The sequence below is a fragment of the Mesorhizobium sp. KR9-304 genome (genome assembly GCF_040049215.1).
Classification (GTDB): domain Bacteria; phylum Pseudomonadota; class Alphaproteobacteria; order Rhizobiales; family Rhizobiaceae; genus Mesorhizobium_K.
Window position 1 is genome coordinate 334,720 of sequence record NZ_JBDZDN010000004.1, and the last position, 20,560, is coordinate 355,279.

At 64.8% G+C, this 20,560-nt stretch carries 12 protein-coding genes; 8 read left to right on the top strand and 4 right to left on the bottom strand.

Annotated features, from left to right (window positions below):
• Positions 1 to 106 precede the first annotated feature (106 nt).
• The 5 genes from ABLE71_RS21360 to ABLE71_RS21380 all read left to right on the top strand — a co-directional run bounded on the left by ABLE71_RS21360 (position 107) and on the right by ABLE71_RS21380 (position 6,119).
• Positions 107 to 2,071 carry a 5'-nucleotidase C-terminal domain-containing protein gene (locus tag ABLE71_RS21360; RefSeq protein ID WP_348785498.1) on the top strand — a complete coding sequence of 655 codons (1,965 nt, stop codon included), beginning with the start codon at positions 107 to 109 and terminating at the stop codon, positions 2,069 to 2,071.
• Positions 2,072 to 2,228: 157 nt separating this feature from the next.
• Positions 2,229 to 3,281: a ferrochelatase gene (hemH, locus tag ABLE71_RS21365; protein ID WP_348785499.1), complete on the top strand. Its 1,053-nt coding sequence runs from the start codon at positions 2,229 to 2,231 to the stop codon at positions 3,279 to 3,281.
• A gap of 61 nt (positions 3,282 to 3,342) precedes the next feature.
• A complete protein-coding gene (locus tag ABLE71_RS21370) occupies positions 3,343 to 4,554 on the top strand; it encodes an FAD-binding oxidoreductase (RefSeq protein ID WP_348785500.1) in 1,212 nt (403 codons plus the stop codon).
• Between the two features lie 134 nt (positions 4,555 to 4,688).
• Positions 4,689 to 5,639 (top strand): SPFH domain-containing protein, encoded by a 951-nt coding sequence (locus tag ABLE71_RS21375; protein ID WP_348785501.1) that lies wholly within the window; start codon positions 4,689 to 4,691, stop codon positions 5,637 to 5,639.
• 15 nt (positions 5,640 to 5,654) lie between these two features.
• Entirely contained in the window at positions 5,655 to 6,119 is a 465-nt protein-coding gene (locus ABLE71_RS21380) for an NfeD family protein (protein WP_348785502.1), read from the top strand.
• A gap of 23 nt (positions 6,120 to 6,142) precedes the next feature.
• Here the strand turns inward: ABLE71_RS21380 and ABLE71_RS21385 are convergent, their stop codons facing one another.
• The gene (locus ABLE71_RS21385; protein ID WP_348785503.1) at positions 6,143 to 7,141 is read right to left on the bottom strand and encodes a KpsF/GutQ family sugar-phosphate isomerase; all 999 of its coding nucleotides are present in this window, start codon (positions 7,139 to 7,141) and stop codon (positions 6,143 to 6,145) included.
• A gap of 198 nt (positions 7,142 to 7,339) precedes the next feature.
• Here ABLE71_RS21385 and ABLE71_RS21390 point away from each other — a divergent pair, with 198 nt between their 5' ends.
• Positions 7,340 to 8,878 carry an outer membrane beta-barrel protein gene (locus ABLE71_RS21390; RefSeq protein WP_348785504.1) on the top strand — a complete coding sequence of 513 codons (1,539 nt, stop codon included), beginning with the start codon at positions 7,340 to 7,342 and terminating at the stop codon, positions 8,876 to 8,878.
• Positions 8,879 to 8,971: 93 nt separating this feature from the next.
• On the opposite strand, the gene galU is transcribed toward ABLE71_RS21390, so the two are convergent.
• Positions 8,972 to 9,874 carry a UTP--glucose-1-phosphate uridylyltransferase GalU gene (galU, locus tag ABLE71_RS21395; protein ID WP_348785505.1) on the bottom strand — a complete coding sequence of 301 codons (903 nt, stop codon included), beginning with the start codon at positions 9,872 to 9,874 and terminating at the stop codon, positions 8,972 to 8,974.
• Positions 9,875 to 10,080: 206 nt separating this feature from the next.
• On the opposite strand from galU, the gene ABLE71_RS21400 reads away from it, so the two are divergent.
• Both ABLE71_RS21400 and ABLE71_RS21405 read left to right on the top strand, forming a co-directional pair.
• Positions 10,081 to 11,301, top strand: a complete 1,221-nt coding sequence (locus tag ABLE71_RS21400; protein WP_348785506.1) for a lytic murein transglycosylase — start codon at positions 10,081 to 10,083, stop codon at positions 11,299 to 11,301.
• A gap of 9 nt (positions 11,302 to 11,310) precedes the next feature.
• Positions 11,311 to 13,875, top strand: a complete 2,565-nt coding sequence (locus ABLE71_RS21405) for a DUF459 domain-containing protein (protein ID WP_348785507.1) — start codon at positions 11,311 to 11,313, stop codon at positions 13,873 to 13,875.
• A 74-nt stretch (positions 13,876 to 13,949) separates the two neighbouring features.
• On the opposite strand, the gene ABLE71_RS21410 is transcribed toward ABLE71_RS21405, so the two are convergent.
• Positions 13,950 to 15,404 (bottom strand): glutamate synthase subunit beta, encoded by a 1,455-nt coding sequence (locus tag ABLE71_RS21410; protein WP_348785508.1) that lies wholly within the window; start codon positions 15,402 to 15,404, stop codon positions 13,950 to 13,952.
• A 105-nt stretch (positions 15,405 to 15,509) separates the two neighbouring features.
• Positions 15,510 to 20,240 (bottom strand): glutamate synthase large subunit, encoded by a 4,731-nt coding sequence (gltB, locus tag ABLE71_RS21415; RefSeq protein ID WP_348785509.1) that lies wholly within the window; start codon positions 20,238 to 20,240, stop codon positions 15,510 to 15,512.
• Positions 20,241 to 20,560: the final 320 nt, after the last annotated feature.

Genomic DNA, 20,560 nt, shown 5'->3' on the forward strand with positions numbered 1-20,560 from the left:
ATCGGCGAAATCCGGGTGTGAACATCCAGACCAAGGATCGTTGAGACAATTCCGTCAACGAAACGCGCTAGACGCTGTCGCGCGCATTCATATCGGGAGACGTTTTATGAGAAAGATCGCCGCAATCGCCGCGCTGTCGGCCTGGGCTCTCGGAACATCGGCCGGAGTATCCTTTGCCGACTACACGCTGACCATCCTGCACATCAACGACTGGCACAGCCGCATCGAGTCGAACAACAAATACGAATCGACCTGTTCGGCCGAGGAGGAGACTGAAGGCAAATGCATCGGCGGCGCTGCCCGCCTGGTCACCGCGATCGCCGCGGAACGCAACAAGCTCCAGGGCCAGAACGTGCTGCTGCTCAACGGCGGCGACAACTTCCAGGGTTCGCTGTTCTACACGACCTACAAGGGCAAGGCCGAGGCCGAATTCCTGAACCTGATGAAGTTCGACGCCATGACCGTCGGCAACCACGAGTTCGACGACGGCGAGGACGCGCTGGCGCCTTTCCTCGACGAGATCAAGTTCCCGGTGCTCAGTGCCAACGTGCAGGCGAGCGCGGCCTCCAAGGTCGGCGACCGCATCAAGCCATCGCTGGTGCTCGACGTCGGCGGCCAGAAGATCGGCATCGTCGGCGCGGTGACCACCGACACGCCCGAGATTTCCTCGCCCGGCCCGAACATCACGATCGAGGACGACATCGCGACCATAACCGCCGAGGTCGAGAAGCTGAAGGCCGAGGGCGTCAACAAGATCATCGCGCTCACCCATGTCGGCTATCCCAGAGACAAGGAGATGATCGCCAAGATCCCCGGCGTCGACGTGGTGGTGGGCGGCCATTCGCATTCGCTGCTGTCGAACACCGACGACAAGGCCGAAGGGCCGTATCCGACGATGATCGACAACCCTGATGGCTACAAGGTGCCGGTGACGCAGGCGGCGTCCTACTCGAAATATCTCGGCGAGTTCACCGTGACCTTCGACGACAACGGCGTCGTCAAGGAAGCCAAGGGCGACCCGATCTTCCTTGACAAGTCCATCGAGCCCGACGCCGCCGTCCTGGCGCGAGTCAAGGAACTGGCCGGTCCCATAGAGGAACTGAAGACCAAGGAAGTCTCCGAGACCACAGCCCCGATCGACGGCAGCCGCGACACTTGCCGCGCGCGCGAATGCGAGATGGGCAACCTCGTCTCGGACGCGATCCTCGACCGCGTCAAGGGCCAGGGCGTGTCCATCGTCTTCCAGAACGGCGGCGGCCTGCGCGCCTCCATCGACCAGGGCGTCATCACCATGGGCGAGGTGCTGACGGTGCTGCCCTTCCAGAACACGCTGGCCACCTTCCAGTTGACTGGAAAGGACGTGGTCGACGCGTTGGAGAATGGCGCCAGCGAGATCGAGGAAGGCGGCGGTCGCTTCACGCAGGTGGCCGGGCTGAAATATTCCTTCGACAAGTCGGCGCCTGCTGGCAGCCGCATCAAGTCGGTCGAGGTGATGGAGAACGGGGCCTGGGCGCCGATCGATCCGGCCAAGACCTATCTGGCCGCGACCAACAATTTCATGCGCAAGGGCGGCGATGGCTACAAGGTCTTCGCCGACAATGCGCAGAACGCCTATGATTACGGCCCGGGACTGGAGCAGGTGGTCGCCGACTATCTGACCGCCAACCGGCCCTATACGCCGAAACTCGACGGCCGCATTACCGAGATCGCCGCAGCGGCCGCCGCCGCTCCGGCCGAGGCTGCGCCGGCTGAGCCCGCACCGGCGCCAGCCGAGGCAGCGGTTGCGCCCGCGGAGCCGGCCATGCCAGCACCGCCGGCCGGATCGGCCGACATTGCAAGCACGCCGCCGACCGTCGCTGCCGCACCGGCTGAGACGGCTCCCGTAGAGACCGCGCCGGCCGCAGCGGCGGAAGCCACGCACACGGTTGTGGCCGGCGACACGCTGTGGGAAATCGCCAAGAAGACCTATGGCGCGGGCTCCAAGTGGAAGGCGATTGCCGACGCCAATCCGGGCATCAATGCAAACGATCTGACAATCGGCTCGACGCTGAAGCTCCCGCCGGCCAGCTAAGCTCGGCAAGGTTGAAAGCAAGGCCCGCCCGGGTTGACCGGGCGGGCCTTTGCTTGTGCCGACCGCAGCCTGTAAGGGTTCGCCTCGGGCCGCGTCCCGACGCGGCATTGAAAACACCGGCCGCGCCACTACGTTCTCGCCGGCGAAAGAGATCGGAATGACGACCGACACCCAGAAGGCATCAGCTACCGGCCCCCTCCCCGCCGGCCATCCGCCGGTGAAGCCGCGCAAAACAGGCGTTCTGCTTGTCAATCTCGGCACACCCGACGGCACCGATTTCAAGTCGATGTGGCGCTACCTGCGCGAGTTCCTCTCGGACCCGCGCGTCATCGAACTGCCGCGACCGATCTGGTACCCCATCCTCTACGGCATCGTGCTGACGACGCGGCCCAAGAAATCCGGCGCGAATTACGCCCGCATCTGGAACCGCGAGAAGGACGAGTCGCCGCTCCGGACCTATACGCGCAGCCAGGCCGAGAAGCTGGCGGCAGCGTTCGGCGACCTGCCGCAGGTGGTTGTCGAATGGGGCATGCGCTACGGCAATCCGTCGACGAGGAGCGCCGTCCAGCAGCTTGCCGATAAAGGTTGCGACCGCATCCTCGCCTTCCCGCTCTATCCGCAATACTCGGCAACGACGACGGCGACCGCCAACGACCAGCTTTTCCGCGCATTGATGAAGATGCGGCTTGCTCCGGCGGTGCGCACCGTGCCGCCCTATTACGACGAGCCGGTCTATATCGACGCGCTCGCCCGCTCGCTGCAGGCGAGCCTCGCCAAGCTGGATTTCGAACCGGAGGTCGTGCTTGCCTCCTATCACGGCATCCCGAAGCCCTATTTCGAGAAGGGCGACCCCTATCACTGCCACTGCCAGAAGACGACGCGGCTGCTGCGGGAAAGGCTCGGCTGGGACGACAAGCGGCTGATCACCACTTTCCAGTCGCGTTTCGGCGCCCAGGAATGGCTGCAGCCCTATACCGACAAGACAGTCGAACGGCTGGCAAAGGAGGGCGTGAAGTCGATCGCCATCCTCAATCCGGGCTTTTCCGTCGACTGCATCGAGACGCTGGACGAAATCGGCCGCGAGGTGCGCGACGAGTTCCTGCATGCCGGCGGCACGAATTTCGCGCATATCCCCTGCCTGAACGACAGTCCCGAAGGCATGGAAGTGATCGAGATACTGGTGCGGCGGGAGCTTCTCGGCTGGATCTAGAATAGGCACAGCGGAACGCTTGCGGGCCGTTCGCGTTGTCGGACGCCCTCCGGAGACATCCATGCGTCGCAAGCTTGATCTGAGGACCGGCCGTCCGGTCTGGTTCGCCTATCGCGCGCCAACCGTTCCGACACGCAAGCTGACACAAGACGTCAAGGCGGATGTCGCGGTTGTCGGCATGGGCATCAGCGGAGCGATGATGGCCGAAGCGCTGACGGCGCGGGGCCATTCTGTCGTCGCCATCGACCGGCGCGGGCCGATGAAGGGTTCGACCGCGGCGACGACGGCGCTGGTGCAGTTCGAAATCGACCAGCCGCTGACGAAACTTTCGGCCATGATCGGCAGGCCGGAGGCCGAGCAGGCCTGGAGGCGTTCGCGCCTGGCGATCGAGAGTCTATCCGCACGCATCAAGGAACTCGGCATCGACTGCGGTCTCGACGAGAGGCCGTCGCTCTACCTCGCCGGCAATGCGCTCGGGCCGCAACAGCTTCGCGACGAGGCGGCCGCGCGGCGGCGGGCAGGCATCCGCGCAACCTACCTCACCGCCACGCAACTCGAGGAGCAGTTCGGCATCGAGCGAGGCGGGGCGATCCTCAGCCACGGCAATCTGACGCTCGACCCGCGCCGGCTGACGGCAGGATTGCTGCGCAAGGCGGCCGAGCGTGGCGCGCGGTTTTTCGCGCCGGCCGAAGCGACAAAGATCGAGGACGGCAAGGGCGACGTCACGATCGCGACAAAGGACGGCCCCACGATAACCGCCGGCCACGTCGTGCTGGCGACCGGCTACGAGCTCACCGACAACGTGCCGGCCGCGAAACATCAGATCATCTCGACTTGGGCAATCGCCACACGCCCGCAACCGCGCAAAATCTGGCCTCACGAGGCTTTCGTCTGGGAGGCGTCCGACCCGTATCTCTATATGCGTGTCACCAAGGACGGCCGGGTCATCTGCGGCGGCGAGGACGAGGAATTTTCCGACGAAACACGCCGCGACGGTCTGATCGAAACGAAATCGGCAAGGCTCTCGGAGAAGCTCGCAAAGCTTTTTCCAAGCCTCGACACGGTGGCGGAATTCGCCTGGGCCGGCTCCTTCGGCACGACGACGACCGGACTGCCCTATATCGGCCGGGTGCCGCGCCATCCCAGCATCCATGCCGTCATGGGTTACGGCGGCAACGGGATTACCTTTTCGCAGATCGCCTCGGATATCGTGACGTCTGCGATCGAGGGCCCGGACGACAGCGACGCCGGTCTTTTCGCTTTCAAACGTTAGCAAGCGTTAACGAAGCACGCTAACGCGGCATTCAACAATCCGCCATGCCCGGATTGTATCGTCACTGTAAGGTGCCTAAGTGATTCGACGGCGGCTGCGGCCCGTATCCGGGCGTGCATTTGGGGAGGAACGGAATGTTCTCGGGCTTCGACATCATCATACCGGTACTGGTCGTCCTCGTGCTGCTGGTCATCTTCACCGGCATCAAGACCATTCCGCAGGGCTACAATTATACGGTCGAGCGCTTCGGACGCTACACGCGCACGCTGACGCCCGGCCTCAACCTGATCGTCCCCTTCGTCGACCGCGTCGGCGCGAAGATGAACATGATGGAGCAGGTGCTCGATGTTCCGACCCAGGAGATCATCACCAAGGACAACGCCATCGTCTCGGTGGACGGCGTCGCCTTCTACCAGGTGCTCAACGCTCCGCAGGCGGCGTACCAGGTCGCCGGTCTGCAGAATGCCATCCTGAACCTCACAATGACCAACATCCGCACGGTGATGGGCTCGATGGATCTCGACGAGCTTCTGTCCAACCGCGACACCATCAACGAGCGGCTGCTGCGCGTCGTCGACGAAGCAGCGCATCCGTGGGGCATCAAGGTCACGCGCGTCGAGATCAAGGACATCAACCCGCCGGCGAACCTGGTCGAATCCATGGGCCGCCAGATGATGGCCGAGCGCAACAAGCGCGCCCAGATCCTGGAGGCCGAGGGCCTGAAGCAGTCGCAGATCCTGGAAGCCGAAGGGCGCAGGGAAGCGGCCTTCCGCGACGCAGAGGCGCGCGAACGCTCCGCCGAGGCCGAGGCGCGCGCGACAACCGTCGTTTCGGAAGCCATCGCCAAGGGCGACGTGCAGGCGATCAATTACTTCGTGGCGCAGAAATACACCGAGGCGCTGGCCAAGATCGGCTCCGCGCCAAACAGCAAGGTCGTGCTGATGCCCATTGAAGCGTCGTCGCTGATAGGCTCGCTTGGCGGCATCGGCGCGATCGCCAAGGAAGTGTTCCGCACCGAAGGCACCGCCGGCGCGCAGCGGCAGGTTTCGCGCCCGCCGCTGGTGCGCCCCGACGAAAACCAGTAGCGCGGGCCGACTGCCATGCTGGAGCGCATCTTCGCCGAACTCGGCCCCTGGAACTGGATGGTCCTGGGCTTCGTGCTGCTGACGCTGGAAATCCTAGTTCCTGGCGTGTTTCTGCTGTGGGTCGGCCTTGCGGCGCTGATCGTCGGCGCCGTCTCGCTGATGATCTGGAACGCCGGCTTCTGGACTTGGGAACTCCAGGTGGTGGTGTTCCTGGTGCTGGCGCTGGTCTCGGCCTACTCGGGCAAGAAGATCATGGGCAGGAGCGGCGACGCCACCGACCAGCCGCTGCTCAACCGGCGCGGCGACCAGCTTGTCGGCCGGACCGCGACGCTGACCGAGCCGATCACCGACGGACGTGGGCGTATCAAGATCGGCGACACGATGTGGCGTATCTCCGGCCCCGACCTTCCGGCGGGAACGAAGGTGCGCGTCAAGGCGGCGACCGACCTCGATCTGGAGCTGGTGGTGGAGGCAGTGTGACTCAGGCGCGTTCGTCGTAGGCTTTACGCCACGCCGATCCTGAGCAGGTCGTGGAAATGCACGATCCCGACCGGCTTGCCGTCCTCGACGACGACCAGCGCGCTGATGCGGTTATCGTCGAGGACGGCGATCGCCTCCCCCGTCAGCATGTCCGGGTCGATGATCTTGGGCGCGCGGGTCATGATGTCGTCCACGCTGAGCGCACCGAGATTCCGGTCGAGGTTGCGGGCGAGGTCGCCGTCGGTGATGATGCCTGCGAGCCCGCCGCCGGCATCGACGATGCAGACGCAGCCGAAACGCTTCCTGGACAAGGTGACGATGGCGTCCTTGAGTGCGCTGCCGATCGGCGCCACCGGCACCTCGTCGCCCTGATGCATGATCTCGCGCACCTTCATCAGACTGGCGCCGAGCTGCCCGCCAGGATGGAAGGTGCGGAAATGGTCCGGCGTGAAATCGCGCGCTTCGAGCAGCGCGACCGCAAGCGCATCGCCAAGCACGAGCTGCAGCAGCGTGGACGTCGTCGGGGCAAGGCCGTGCGGACAGGCCTCCGGCACGCGCGGCAGGAGGAGCACCACGTCGGCTTCCCGCGCCAGCGCCGAAGTCTCACCGGAGGTGATTGCGATCAACGGAATGGAGAAGCGGCGCGAATAGGCGACGATGCCTTTCAGCTCGGCGCTCTCGCCCGACCACGACATGGCGATGATCGCGTCGTCCTTGGCGATCATGCCGAGATCGCCGTGATTGGCTTCCGCCGGATGCACGAAGAAAGCGGGCGTGCCGGTCGACGCCAAGGTGGCCGCGATCTTGGCGCCAATATGGCCGCTCTTGCCGACGCCGGTGACGATGACGCGCCCCCTGATCGCCGATATCGATTCGATGGCCTGCGCGAAGGATTCCGAAAGCGTGTCGTTTAAGGCGTCCGCGAGCGCGGCGACGCCCGCCTGCTCGGTGGCGAGGGTCCTCAATGCCGAAGCGATTGCGGCACTGCGGTCAGGTGATTTTTTCATCGGCACGGCATGCATGGCACAAGCGCTTAGCGCTTCAGGGGCTTTCTGTCCACTTTCCGCAGGCGCAGGCCGGTCAGGCTTCAACCCTACATTAACCATCCGCGTTTACGGTTCGGTAAGCATGGCGCCGGTTGCGCCTACGAGAGTTGGGTCGAAATGCCGCCGGTACGGCCAGACAGAAGAACACGTCCCAGCCTGGGCGCATTTCAGGCAATGCTTCTGGCTGCAACGGCTGCCGGACTGGTCCTTGCCGGTTCGTCGCAGGCTCAGGAAGGCAGCGGGCTGCGCGGCGGATTGGCTGCTGACGATGCCACCCTTCTGCTGCTTCCCGGCGAAAACGAAACGCTAGGCGAGCCCCCGCCCGCCTATGTTCCGGTAAGCCCCGGCGCCCTGCCGGATGAAACCGCAACAGCTTCGCAGGACGCTTTCGAGCGCGACGACGATGCCCAGACAGCAGGGGAAACCGCTCCGGCGGCGGCCGCCGATGCCGGGGAGACGGACGACTTGCCGACGGGAACGGTCCGCGAGCCGACGATCGATTCGGCTGACAACCAGCCGCTCGACCCGGGCGCGCAGCGCGTCCAGGCGATCGAGGGGCTGGACCGGCCTGTCGATGAAAACCCGTATCAGGCAGTCGGCATAAGGTGGGGCACTTTCATCCTCAAACCGACGCTGGAAACCGGCATTACCGCGACCTCCAATGCGGATTCGAGCGTCGACGGCTCCGAGGCGGTTCTCTCGGAAACGACGCTACGCCTCAACGCGACCTCGGACTGGGCAAGCCATTCCGCTTCGATCGACGCATACGGCACGTTCCGCAAGACATTGTCGGGCGAGGAGGTGGATGACCTGGAGGGCGGCGTCGATGCCGAGTTGGATATCGATCTTGCCGACGACTATCGCGCGAAAGCTACGTTCACATATTCGCTGGCGCCCGAATCGGCGTCCTCCCCCGTCGTGGTTCCCGACACTGTCGAGGAACCGTATACGCAAACGGTCGCCGGCACACTCGGATTTGAGAAGGATGTCGGCAAGGCCCGTTTCGGCATCACCGGGGGCATCAGCAATGACAGCTATGGGGACGCCGACCTGGTGGGCGGCGGCACGCTGTCGCAGAAGGACCGCGATTCGACGCTTTATTCGGTCGCCTTGCGCACCGGCTATGAAATCTCGCCGGCTCTGACGCCCTTTGTCGAGGGCGAGATCGGGCGTAATCTCTACGCCCAGGAGATCGACAGTGCTGGCTACGCGCGCTCGTCCGACCTCTACGCAGTGCGCGGCGGTCTCGAACTCGACCTCGGCGAAAAGCTTTCCGGTGAAATCTCGGCCGGGTGGATGACCGAGAATTTCGATGACGAGAGGCTCAAGCCGCTATCGACGCCGACCGTCGCAGCAGACCTGAAATGGTCGCCGCAGCGCGGCACCGACGTGACGCTGTCAGGCTCGACCACGCTGGAGGGGACGACGACACCGGGGGAAAGCGGCTCGGTGCTTTATTCCAGCAATCTCGGCATCGAGCGTCAGATCCGCGCCAACCTTACCGGCAATGCCCTGTTGGGCGCGGCATACCGCAACTATGCGGAATCGGACGCCCACGAACTCATCCTAAACGCCGAAGCGAGCCTGACCTGGTGGCTGAACCGTTATGCAGGCTTGGTGACGCGCGTCGAGCACGAAACGGTGACGGGCAATCTCGACGAACCCGACGTCACGACCAACAGCATCTTCCTTGGGCTGAAGCTGCAGCGCTAAAGCATCGGACCGAAAAGTGCGCAGCGGTTTTCGGACAAATCCGATGCTGAAGAGATAGAGCGGCGAAGCGATTCCGATTGAGCGTTTGCCGCTCTAGCTGACGCTGCGCAGCTTCGCCTTGGCCTTTTCGTCGAGCAGTCCGGCGATGACATCGGCCATCTTGGCGGAGAAGTCGGGCCTTGCCAGCGCGAAGGCGACATTGGCCTCGACAAAGCCCTCCGGCGAGCCGCAGTCGAAGGTGCGGCCCTGGTAGTGGTAGCCATAAAAACCCTGGCTCTTTTCCAGCTTCAGCATGCCGTCGGTCAGCTGGATCTCGTTGCCCGCTCCCCGCTCCTGGTTCTCCAGGATCGAGAAGATCTCCGGCTGCAATATGTAGCGCCCGTTGATGTAGAGGTTGGACGGCGCCGTGCCGGGCTTCGGCTTCTCCACCATCGAGGTGATGCGGAAGCCGTTGTGGGTGTCCTCGCCCCTGCCCACGATGCCGTATTTGTGCGCCTCGGCGGGGTCGCATTCCTGCACCGCCACGATGTTGCCGCCGGTCGCCTCGTAAAGCTCCACCATCTCCTTCATGCAGCTCTTGCTCGACTGCATGATCATGTCCGGCAGCAACAGCGCGAACGGCTCGTCGCCGACCAGTTCGCGCGCGCACCAGACCGCGTGGCCCAGCCCCAGCGGCTCCTGCTGGCGGGTGAAGCTGGTCTGCCCGGCCAGCGGCTGCAATCTCTGCAGCTTGGCCAGCTGGTCGTCCTTGCCGCGCTGCGCCAGCGTGTGGTTCAGCTCGAACTGGATGTCGAAATGATCCTCGATCACCGCCTTGTTGCGGCCGGTCACGAAGATGAAATGCTCGATGCCCGCCTCGCGCGCCTCGTCGACCACGTACTGGATCACCGGACGGTCGACGACCGTCAGCATCTCCTTGGGCACCGCCTTCGTCGCAGGCAGAAACCGCGTCCCCAATCCTGCTACCGGAAATACCGCCTTGCGGACTCTTTTCATCCCCAGATCACCCTTCGAGAAGCCGGCACGCTTGACGTTACGCCATTTTCGCGCCGGATTTCATCTTTAACGAGAATTCGTCACATTTTCGTGTCCGGCAAATAAGGCGTTCGCGGCATTTTCGTTCCCCGAAAGCCGCATGGTAAACTGATTCCTAACCGGCCTCGGCCATGAATGGTCTTCCTGATCTTTCGAAGGAGGAAAACATGCGTCCCAATGTAAGCGTCAGGCGCCTTGCCGGCGCCGTGGCTGCTGCGGTTCTCGGCCTTGGGCTTTTCCTGTCGCCGGCCTTGGCGGATGCGGGGTTCGAGCGCTGGATCGCGAGCTTCCGCCAGACGGCGGCGGACAACGGCATTTCGCGCACCACCTACGACCGCGCCTTCCGCGGCATCGACAGCGTCGATCCGGAAGTGCTGGAGAAGGCCCGCTACCAGCCGGAGTTCACGGCCCCGGTGTGGGATTATTTCGACAACCGGGTGCATGAGCAATCGGTCGAGGTCGGCCGCGCCATGGCGCGGAAATACAAGGGGACGCTCGACAAGATCGAGGCGCGTTTCGGCGTCGACCGCCACATCATTCTCGCCATCTGGTCGATGGAATCGAACTACGGCGAAATCCTGAAGAACGACAAGGTGATGCGCAACGTCGTGCGTTCGCTGGCGACGCTCGCCTATGCCGACAAGAAACGCGCCAAATTCGCGCGCACCCAGCTCATCGCTGCGCTGAAGATCCTGCAGCGCGGCGACATCGACGAGAGCCACCTGACCGGCTCCTGGGCCGGCGCCATGGGCCACACCCAGTTCATCCCGACCAGCTATCAGCTCTACGCCGTGGATTTCGACGGCAATGGCCGGCGCGACATCTGGAACTCGGTGCCGGATGCGCTGGCGACGGCAGCCAACCTCTTGCGGAAGAACGGATGGCAGGCCGGCAAGACCTGGGGCTACGAGGTCGAATTGCCTGATGGCCGCAAGTTCCCGAACGGTTCGCTGACGCTGTCCAAGTGGCAGAGCCTCGGCGTCACCCGCGCAAACGGCAAGGGCTTCAAGAACGGCGGCGACAAGGCGGAACTGAAGGCGCCGGATGGACGCTCCGGTCCCGCCTTTCTCGCGACGAAGAACTTCTTCGTGTTGAAAGCATACAACAACGCCGACAAATATGCGCTTGCCGTCGGCCTTCTTGCCGACGAACTCGCCGGTTATGGCGGGCTCGTGCGCGACTGGAATCGGCCTTTCACGAAGCTCAGCTTCGCGGAAAAGCAGGAATTGCAGGAGCGCCTGTCGGTGCACGGCTATTATGACGGCAAATTCGACGGAAAGATCGGCGAAGGTTCCAAGACCGCCATCAAGGCTTTTCAGGCCCAGGCGGGGTTGACGCCGGACGGCCACCCAAGCATGGAAGTGCTCGCGAGACTGAGGCAACGGTAGGAGCATGGATTGAAGGCGAGGACGGGCGATGGGTTTCCCTCATCCCGATACGCGGTGCTCTTCCTTGCACTGGCCGCTCTCGCAGCGGCGGTGTCTTTTGCCGCGTCATCTGTCGCTCACGCCCAGGAAGAGCAGGAACGCCTAGGCCTGCTGAACCGGCTGTTCGGATCCAAGCCTGCATACCGCATCGAAGACCCGCCGGCCGACGTCGGCAGGCCGCGGGCCGCACGGACTCAGCCCAAGGTTGAACGGCCTCAGAAGAAGAAGCCCCGCGTACAGCGCGACGGCGCCGAGCCGCCGCAGGTCGCGGTGATCGCCAAGCGGCCGGATGCGCGCGTCGTGCTGGTCGTCGGCGACTTCCTGGGCAGCGGTCTCGCCGAGGGCCTGACCACCGCGTTTACGCAAAGTCCCGATGTCAGGATCGTCGACCGCACCAGCGGTTCGTCGGGCTTCGTGCGCGAGGATTTCCACAACTGGCCCGAGAAGGTCGGCGCGTTGATCGCCTCGGAGCGGCCGGCGGCGATCGTCGTCATGATCGGCGCCAACGACCGCCAGCAGATGCTGGTCGGAGGCGTACGCGAGACGGTGCGCTCGGAAAGCTGGAACAAGGAATATGCCGCCCGCGCGGAGTCGCTGGCCAAGGCGATCTCGGCTCGCAAGGTGCCGTTCCTGTGGGTTGGCATGCCTCCGTTCAAGTCGTCGAAGACGATGCTCGACATGCTTGCCTTCAACGACATCTACCGTGCCGCCGCGACCGGCGCGGGCGGCGAGTTCGTCGACATCTGGGACGGTTTCGTGGACGAGAACGGCGCCTATATGTCGAACGGCCCGGACTTGAACGGCCAGCCGTCCCGCCTGCGCGCCGCCGACGGCATCAACCTCGCCCGCCCCGGCAAGCGCAAGGTCGCCTTTTACGTCGAGAAGCCTCTCTACAAGCTGCTCGGCCAGGATCCGGCAGCGCCGGCCGTCGCCTCAACCTCCACGCGTTCGCCTTATCGCCTGATGGGACCGTTCGGCCCAGTGGAGCCGCAGGAGCCGTCCGATGTCGACGTCGTCGTCGACGCCAACGAAGTCGGCCCGATCGATCCTGCCCGGCCAATCCTGCTGCGAACCCCGGCGCTCGATGGCGGCGTCGAACTGCTCGGCATGGTCGCCGAGCCGCGCCACGATGCGCAGACGCCGGCGGAGAAACTCGCCATCGAGGGCATCGCGCCTGCGCCGGTTGCCGGCCGCGCCGACCAGTTCGCATCGCCGCTGCTTGCCTCGGCCGCCACGGCCATGCGGCAGCTGAACATCGACCGGACGCTGAGCAAGGTGAAAGCGCCATCCGTTCTGCCCGACCCGCCCGCGGATCGGGCAGAGTTCCGATCGGTCCTTTCGGACGTTCTGCGCAAGCCGCGGCCGCAAGCGCCGCCGGCCGCAACGCCGGCTATCCAGCCCGACAGGCTTGAGGAGATTTCCCCGACGCAGGCGGCGCCTGCTGTCGCGGCCGCACCGCCGCCGCTGTTGACTCCCGCCACCATCGACAGGGCGGCCGTGCCCGCGTTCGCGGTTGGAGATCCGCGCGACCTCTCGCCTTTGCGTGGCGCGCCGCTCCAGGCATACAAGCGGCCGAAGTCGATCGGGCCCGAGCCGAACCGCGCGCCGACGGCGGTACCGAAATCGGTGGAGGAAATCTTCGCGCCGGCGGCAGCCGAGGAGGAGGTGCCGTCCTCAGCCAATCCCGACGGCAGCCCCGATGCGACCGCCGATGCCGAGTGGGCGCTGCCTGACACGGCGCCCGCGCTACCTGACAGCGCCCCGGCCAGAGCCCCCGCGCCATCTTTCATTCCCGGTATCGCCGAAGACACTGCGCCGGCGCGGATTGCGCCCCGAAAGGCCGAGCCCGTGCCGGTGGCATCGCTGCCTGTGGCCAAGGATGCGCCATCGGAACTGCTGCCAGCTCAGGAAGCGCCCAAGACCGCCGCCGTACCAAACATGCCACTGGAGCCCGAAGCGGGTATCGTTGCCGCCAGGGCCGCCCCCTCGATCGAACCCGCCGAAATCACCGGCAGCGCGCCGGCAAGGGCCGCACCTGCTGCCGAGCCGACCGCCGTCCTGGACACGCCGGCACGGATCGCGCCGAGCACAGTCTTGACCGAAACCGCCCCTACGGCGAACACGCCTGCCGCAGCAGCGCTGCCTGCCCTGAAACCTGCCTCGGCAGCGCCGGTGATTTCGCCTGCCGACGGAGGATCGCCGTCGGCGCGGCCGATTCCCGAAGGTTTGCAACAACAGGCTATTCCGGCTGAGGTTGCGCCCGCAACCCCTGTCGCCCCAGCGGCGCCGAGCGCGCTGCCCAAACAGGCCGCAGCACCGGCCTCGCCTGCAGCATCGGGAGAGACGCCGGCCGCGACAGGACTCCCTGAAGTCGCCCAACCGCCGGTTCAGCCGATCATGCCCGCCACGCCGCCTTCGCCGGCGCCGCCCACGGTGCTGCCTGAGAACGCGGCAACGCCGCCGCCTGCGTTCCCAGGCAAGGAAGCAGCCCTGACTGGCCAGCCCACGGGTCAGCCCGCCGCCGCGCAACCCTGATTTCTGTCGAAAGAACAGTGCTCACGGCAATTGCCGTGCTGTCTCCGCCGACCTGATAACGGCCAAAGCCCGAGTCAGGCAGGCAGGACGGTCGAACCCATCAGCGCCTCGTCGATGGCGCGGGCGGCCTGTCGCCCCTCGCGGATCGCCCAGACGACCAGCGACTGGCCGCGCCGCACGTCGCCCGCTGCCCAGAGCCGGTCAACGCTGGTGCGGTAGTCGCGGTCGTTGGCCGCGACGTTGACCGAGCGTCGGCTGTCGGTGACAAGCTTCATCTCGCCGTCGAGTTCCTTGATGACGCCGCCTGCGATCGGTCCGGCAAAGCCGATCGCGATGAAGGCGAGGTCGGCGCGAATGACGAACTCGGTTCCGGCGACCGGCTTGCGCGCCTCGTCGACCTCGCAGCACTTGACGCCGGTGAGCAGCCCGTCCTCGCCGATGAACTCGAGCGTCGCCACCTGGAACTCGCGCTCCGCGCCCTCGGCTTGCGACGAGGAGGTGCGCATCTTGGTCGCCCAATAGGGCCACACCGCGAGCTTGTTCTCCTTCTCGGGAGGCTGCGGACGGATGTCGAGCTGGGTGACGCGCACCGCGCCCTGCCGGAAGGCGGTGCCGACGCAGTCCGACGCCGTGTCGCCGCCGCCGACGACGACGATATGCATGCCACCCGCCGTGATCGGCTTCTCCGGCCAGGCTGTCGACTGGATGTTCTCGCCGCCGACCCGCTTGTTCTGCTGCACGAGATAGGGCATCGCGTCGTGCACGCCGTCGAGATCGTCGCCGGGAATGCCGGCGGCGCGCGGCGTCTCCGAACCGCCGCAATAGAGCACCGCATCATGCTCGGCGAGAAGTTCCGTGACCGGCTTGTCGACACCGACATTGACGCCGCAATGGAAGGTGACGCCCTCGCCTTCCATCTGCTTGACGCGCGCATCGATGTAGCGCTTCTCCATCTTGAAGTCGGGAATGCCGAAACGCATCAGCCCGCCCGCCTTCGATTCGCGCTCGTAGACATGCACGTCGTGACCGGCCCGGCCGAGCTGCTGGGCGGCCGCCATGCCCGAAGGGCCGGAGCCGATGACCGCGACGCGCTTGCCTGTCTTGCTTTCCGGCGGATAGGGCCGGATATGGCCGGTCTCGTAGGCCTTGTCGGCGATCGCCTGCTCGATCGTCTTGATGGCGACCGGAATGTCCTCGAGATTCAGCGTGCAGGCTTCCTCACAGGGCGCCGGGCAGACGCGGCCGGTGAACTCCGGGAAATTGTTGGTCGAGTGCAGGTTGCGGATCGCGTTGTCCCAATCGCCATTGTAGACGAGGTCGTTCCAGTCCGGGATCTGGTTGTGGATGGGGCAGCCGGTCGGGCCGTGGCAGAACGGCACGCCGCAATCCATGCAGCGGGCAGCCTGTTTCTCGACCTCCTTGTCCGACATCGGCAGCGTGAACTCGCGGAAATGCCGGATACGGTCGGACGCCGGCTGGTACTTGTGCACCTGCCGGTCGATTTCGAGAAAGCCTGTTACCTTGCCCATTCTTCTACTCTCGTAACTTCCGCCCGCCGCGCTCACGATGTAGCGACCTTATTGCGGCATATGACGGCTTCGGATCCAGTCCAGACGGAGCCCGTTGAGGCGCAACTACTCCGCCGCCACACCCATGCGCATGCGGGCCATGTCTTCCAGCGCGCGCTTGTATTCGACCGGCATGATCTTCCTGAACTTCGGCCGGTAGTCGGCCCAGTTCTCAAGGATCGCCTTGCCCTTGGCGGAACCCGTGTAGTGCACATGGTTCGAAATGAGCAGATGGAGCCGCTCCTCGTCGTGGCTGGTCATGTCGCCCGACACGTCGACACGGCCCTTGTGGTCGATGTCGCCGCCGTGGTGGTGGAACTTCTCAAGCAGATAATCCTCCTCGGGCACCGGCTCGAGCTCGACCATCGCCATGTTGCAGCGCTCGGCGAAGTCGCCGGCTTCGTCGAGCACATAGGCGACGCCGCCCGACATGCCGGCCGCGAAATTGCGCCCGGTCTTGCCGATGACGACGACGATACCGCCGGTCATGTATTCGCAGCCGTGGTCGCCGACACCCTCGACGACGACGGCAGCACCCGAGTTGCGCACCGCGAAACGTTCGCCGGCGACGCCGCGGAAGTAGCACTCGCCCTCCGTCGCGCCGTAGAGCACGGTGTTGCCGACGATGATCGACTCCTCGGCCACAATCCTGGCATTGTCCGGCGGGCGGATGACGATGCGGCCGCCCGAAAGCCCCTTGCCGACATAGTCGTTGCCGTCGCCGATCAGCTCGAAGGATATGCCGCGCGCCAGGAATGCCCCGAACGACTGTCCGGCCGTGCCGGTCAGCTTGACCGAGATCGTGTCCTCGCGCAGACCCTTGTGCCTGAAGCGCTTTGCGACGTCGCCCGACAGCATCGCGCCGGCGGAGCGATCGACGTTGCGGATCGGCATCTCGATCTGCACCGGCTGACGCGTTTCGAGCGCGGGCTTCGCCAGCTCGATCAGCTTGCGGTCTAGCACGTCGTCGATCGGGTGCTTCTGCCGCTCGGTCCAGTGGGTCGCTTCGCGGGGCGCATCCGGCTTGTGGAAGATGCGCGTGAAGTCGAGGCCGCGCGCCTTCCAATGGTCGATCATCTCGCGCTTTTCGAGCAGGTCGGTATCGCCGATAATCTGGTCGATATGCGTGAAGCCCATCGCGGCCAACAACTCGCGCACCTCCTCGGCCACGTAGAAGAAGTAGTTGATGACGTGCTCGGGCGTGCCCTTGAACCGCTTGCGTAGCACCGGGTCCTGCGTCGCGACCCCGACCGGGCAGGTGTTGAGGTGGCACTTCCTCATCATGATGCAGCCGGCCGCGATCAGCGGCGTGGTCGAGAAGCCGAACTCGTCGGCGCCGAGCAGCGCGCCGATGATCACGTCGCGGCCGGTGCGCAAGCCGCCGTCGACCTGCAGCGCGACGCGTGAGCGCAACCCGTTCAGCACCAGCGTCTGATGCGTCTCGGCAAGACCCATCTCCCAGGGCGAGCCGGCATGCTTCAGCGAGGTGAGCGGCGAAGCGCCGGTGCCGCCGTCATAGCCCGAGATGGTGATGTGATCGGCGCGCGCCTTGGCGACGCCCGCCGCCACCGTCCCGACGCCGACCTCCGAGACGAGCTTGACCGACACGTCGGCCGCCGGGTTGACGTTCTTCAGGTCGTAGATCAGCTGCGCCAGATCCTCGATCGAATAGATGTCGTGATGGGGCGGCGGCGAGATCAGGCCGACACCCGGTGTGGAGTGCCGCACCTTCGCGATCGTCGCGTCGACCTTGTGGCCGGGCAGCTGGCCGCCTTCGCCAGGCTTGGCGCCCTGCGCGACCTTGATCTGCATCATGTCCGAGTTGACGAGATATTCGGCGGTGACGCCGAAACGTCCGGAGGCGACTTGCTTGATCGCCGAACGCTCGGGGTTCTTGCCCCCGCCGGGCAGCGGCAGATAGCGGTCCGGTTCCTCGCCGCCTTCACCGGTGTTCGACTTGCCGCCGATCTGGTTCATGGCGCGCGCCAGCGTCGTGTGCGCCTCGCGTGAGATCGAGCCGAAGGACATAGCGCCTGTCGAGAAGCGCTTGACGATGTCGGCAGCCGGCATGACCTCGTCAAGCGCGACGGCCTTGCGGTCGGTATCGCCGGCAAGCCTGATCTTGAACAGGCCGCGTATCGTCTGCGCGCGCGCGGTTTCGCTGTCGATCTGCCCGGAGAACTGCTTGAACGTCTCCCACGAACCCTTGCGCACCGCATGCTGCAGCGTAGCGACCGAATCCGGCGACCAGATATGGGCCTCGCCGCGCATGCGGAAGAGATAATCGCCGCCGACCTCCAGCGCGTTCCTCAGCACCGGGTCGTCGCTGAAAGCATCCGTGTGCCGACTGACCGTCTCGGCCGCGATTTCGTCCAAGCCGACGCCCTCGATCATTGTCGCCGTGCCGGTGAAATACTTCTCGACGAAGTCCGACTTCAACCCGACGGCGTCGAATATCTGCGCGCCGCAATAGGACTGGTAGGTCGAGATGCCCATCTTGGACATCACCTTGAGGATGCCCTTGCCGATCGACTTGATGTAGCGGTAGACGACTTCGTTGGCGTCGACCTCGGCGGGCAGTTCGCCGCGCCGGTGCATGTCGAGCAGCGTGTCGAAGGCGAGATAGGGGTTGATCGCCTCGGCGCCGTAGCCGGCAAGGCAGCAGAAGTGATGTACCTCGCGCGGCTCGCCGGACTCGACGACGAGGCCGACCGAGGTGCGCAGGCCCTTGCGGATCAGGTGGTGGTGCACGGCCGCGGTGGCGAGCAGCGCCGGAATGGCGATGCGGTCCGGGCCGACCTGGCGGTCCGACAGGATGATGATGTTGTAGCCGCCGGCGACGGCAGCCTCGGCGCGTTCGCAGAGCCGCTCCAGTGCACCGGTCATGCCGGCGGAACCCTCGCTCGCCGCATAGGTCACGTCGAGCGTCTTGGTGTCGAAACGGTCTTCGGTGTGGCCGATCGAACGTATCTTCTCGAGATCGCCGTTGGTCAGGATAGGCTGGCGCACTTCCAGCCGCTTCTTCCTGGACGAACCGACGAGGTCGAAGATGTTCGGCCTGGGACCGATGAAGGAGACGAGGCTCATCACCAGCTCTTCGCGGATCGGATCGATCGGCGGGTTGGTGACCTGCGCGAAGTTCTGCTTGAAATAGGTGTAGAGCATCTTCGACTTGTCCGACATCGCCGAGATCGGCGTGTCGGTGCCCATCGAGCCCACCGCTTCCTGGCCGGTCGTCGCCATCGGCGACATCAGGAGCTTGGTGTCTTCCTGCGTATAGCCGAACGCCTGCTGGCGATCGAGCAGCGAGACGTCCTTCCTGAGCGCGCGCGGCTCAACCGGCTTCAGGTCTTCGAGGATGAGCTGCGTGTTGGCGAGCCAGGTCTTGTAGGGATGGCGCGTCGCGATCTCGGACTTGATCTCCTCGTCGGAGACGATGCGGCCCTTTGCGAGATCGATCAGCAGCATGCGGCCGGGCTGCAGCCGCCACTTCTGGATGATCTTCTCCTCCGGCACCGGCAGCACGCCTGCCTCCGACGCCATGATGACGCGGTCGTCGTCCGTCACGATGTAGCGCGCGGGACGCAGCCCGTTGCGGTCGAGCGTCGCGCCGATCTGGCGACCGTCGGTGAACACCAGCGCGGCTGGTCCGTCCCACGGCTCCATCAGCGCCGCGTGGTACTCGTAGAAAGCCTTGCGGTCGGCATCCATCGACTTGTTGCCGGCCCAGGCTTCGGGGACCAGCATCATCATGGCATGCGGAAGCGTGTAACCGCCCTGGAACAGGAACTCGAGCGCATTGTCGAAGCACGCCGTGTCCGACTGGCCTTCATAGGAAATCGGCCAAAGCTTGGAGATGTCGTTGCCGAACAGCTCGGAATCGACGGAGGCCTGGCGGGCCGCCATCCAGTTGTTGTTTCCGCGCACTGTGTTGATCTCGCCGTTGTGCGCGACCATGCGGTAGGGATGCGCCAGCTTCCAAGATGGGAAAGTGTTGGTCGAGAAGCGCTGGTGTACGAGGATCAGCGCCGTCTCGAAGCGCGGGTCCTTGAGGTCCTTGTAGTAGGCGCCGACCTGGTAGGCGAGGAACATGCCCTTGTAGACGATGGTGCGCGCCGACAGCGACACGCAATAGGCGCCGATGTCCTTGTTCTCGTTCTCCGCATAGATGCGGCCCGAGATGACCTTGCGCAGGAGATAGAGCCGCGCCTCGTACTCCTCGTCGTCCACGATCTCGGCCGGGCGGCCGATGAAGACCTGCCGATGGAAAGGCTCGGCTGCCGCGATGTCGGGCGCCTTGGAGAGCGAGGAATTGTCGACGGGAACGTCGCGGAAGCCGACGAGCGGCAGCCCTTCCGAGGCCGCCGATTCGACGATCACCTCGTTGATGTGCTCGCGCAGCGCTGCATCCTGCGGCATGAACCAGTGGCCGACGCCGTAATGTCCAACAGGCGGCAGTTCGATACCCTGCCTGCCCATTTCCTCGCGGAAGAAGCGGTCCGGGATCTGCACCAGAACGCCGGCGCCGTCGCCCATCAAAGGGTCTGCTCCGACCGCGCCGCGATGGGTGAGGTTTTCGAGCATGAAAAGACCGTCTTCGACTATTCCGTGCGTCTTGACGCCCTTCATCTGCGCAATGAAGCCGACGCCGCAGGAATCGTGCTCGTTGCGCGGGTCGTAGAGGCCCTGGGCCTCCGGCAAGCCGGGAATCTGCGAAGGATTGGCGCGTTTGACGGCCACGCCATTCGTCTGGGCGGGCACGCTATGCTCCGTCACAGATGGCGTGAAATCCGTCATCACCATATCCTCCGTTGCTTGCCCTCGCGGGTAGGTCCGTCTGCCTGCCGGCGCGCAAGGCTGGCAAGGCGTTCACAATACGCCAAACCGGCAGTCAATGCGCAGATAAATAAGACAGCAATACTGTCCTAAATTTCTTATTGCAGAAACCAGGTCCGCTTACAAGACCGATTCAGAAAAAATTCGCGATGACCGCGACAGAAAATTGCGCCAGCCGGCAGGCAGCAACAATCTCCGGTCGCAGCGCACGGATGAGACAAGCGCCGAGCGCAACACTTTCCGCCGCCCTGCCCCTTGAAGTTGCCTAGGAAAACCGGGCA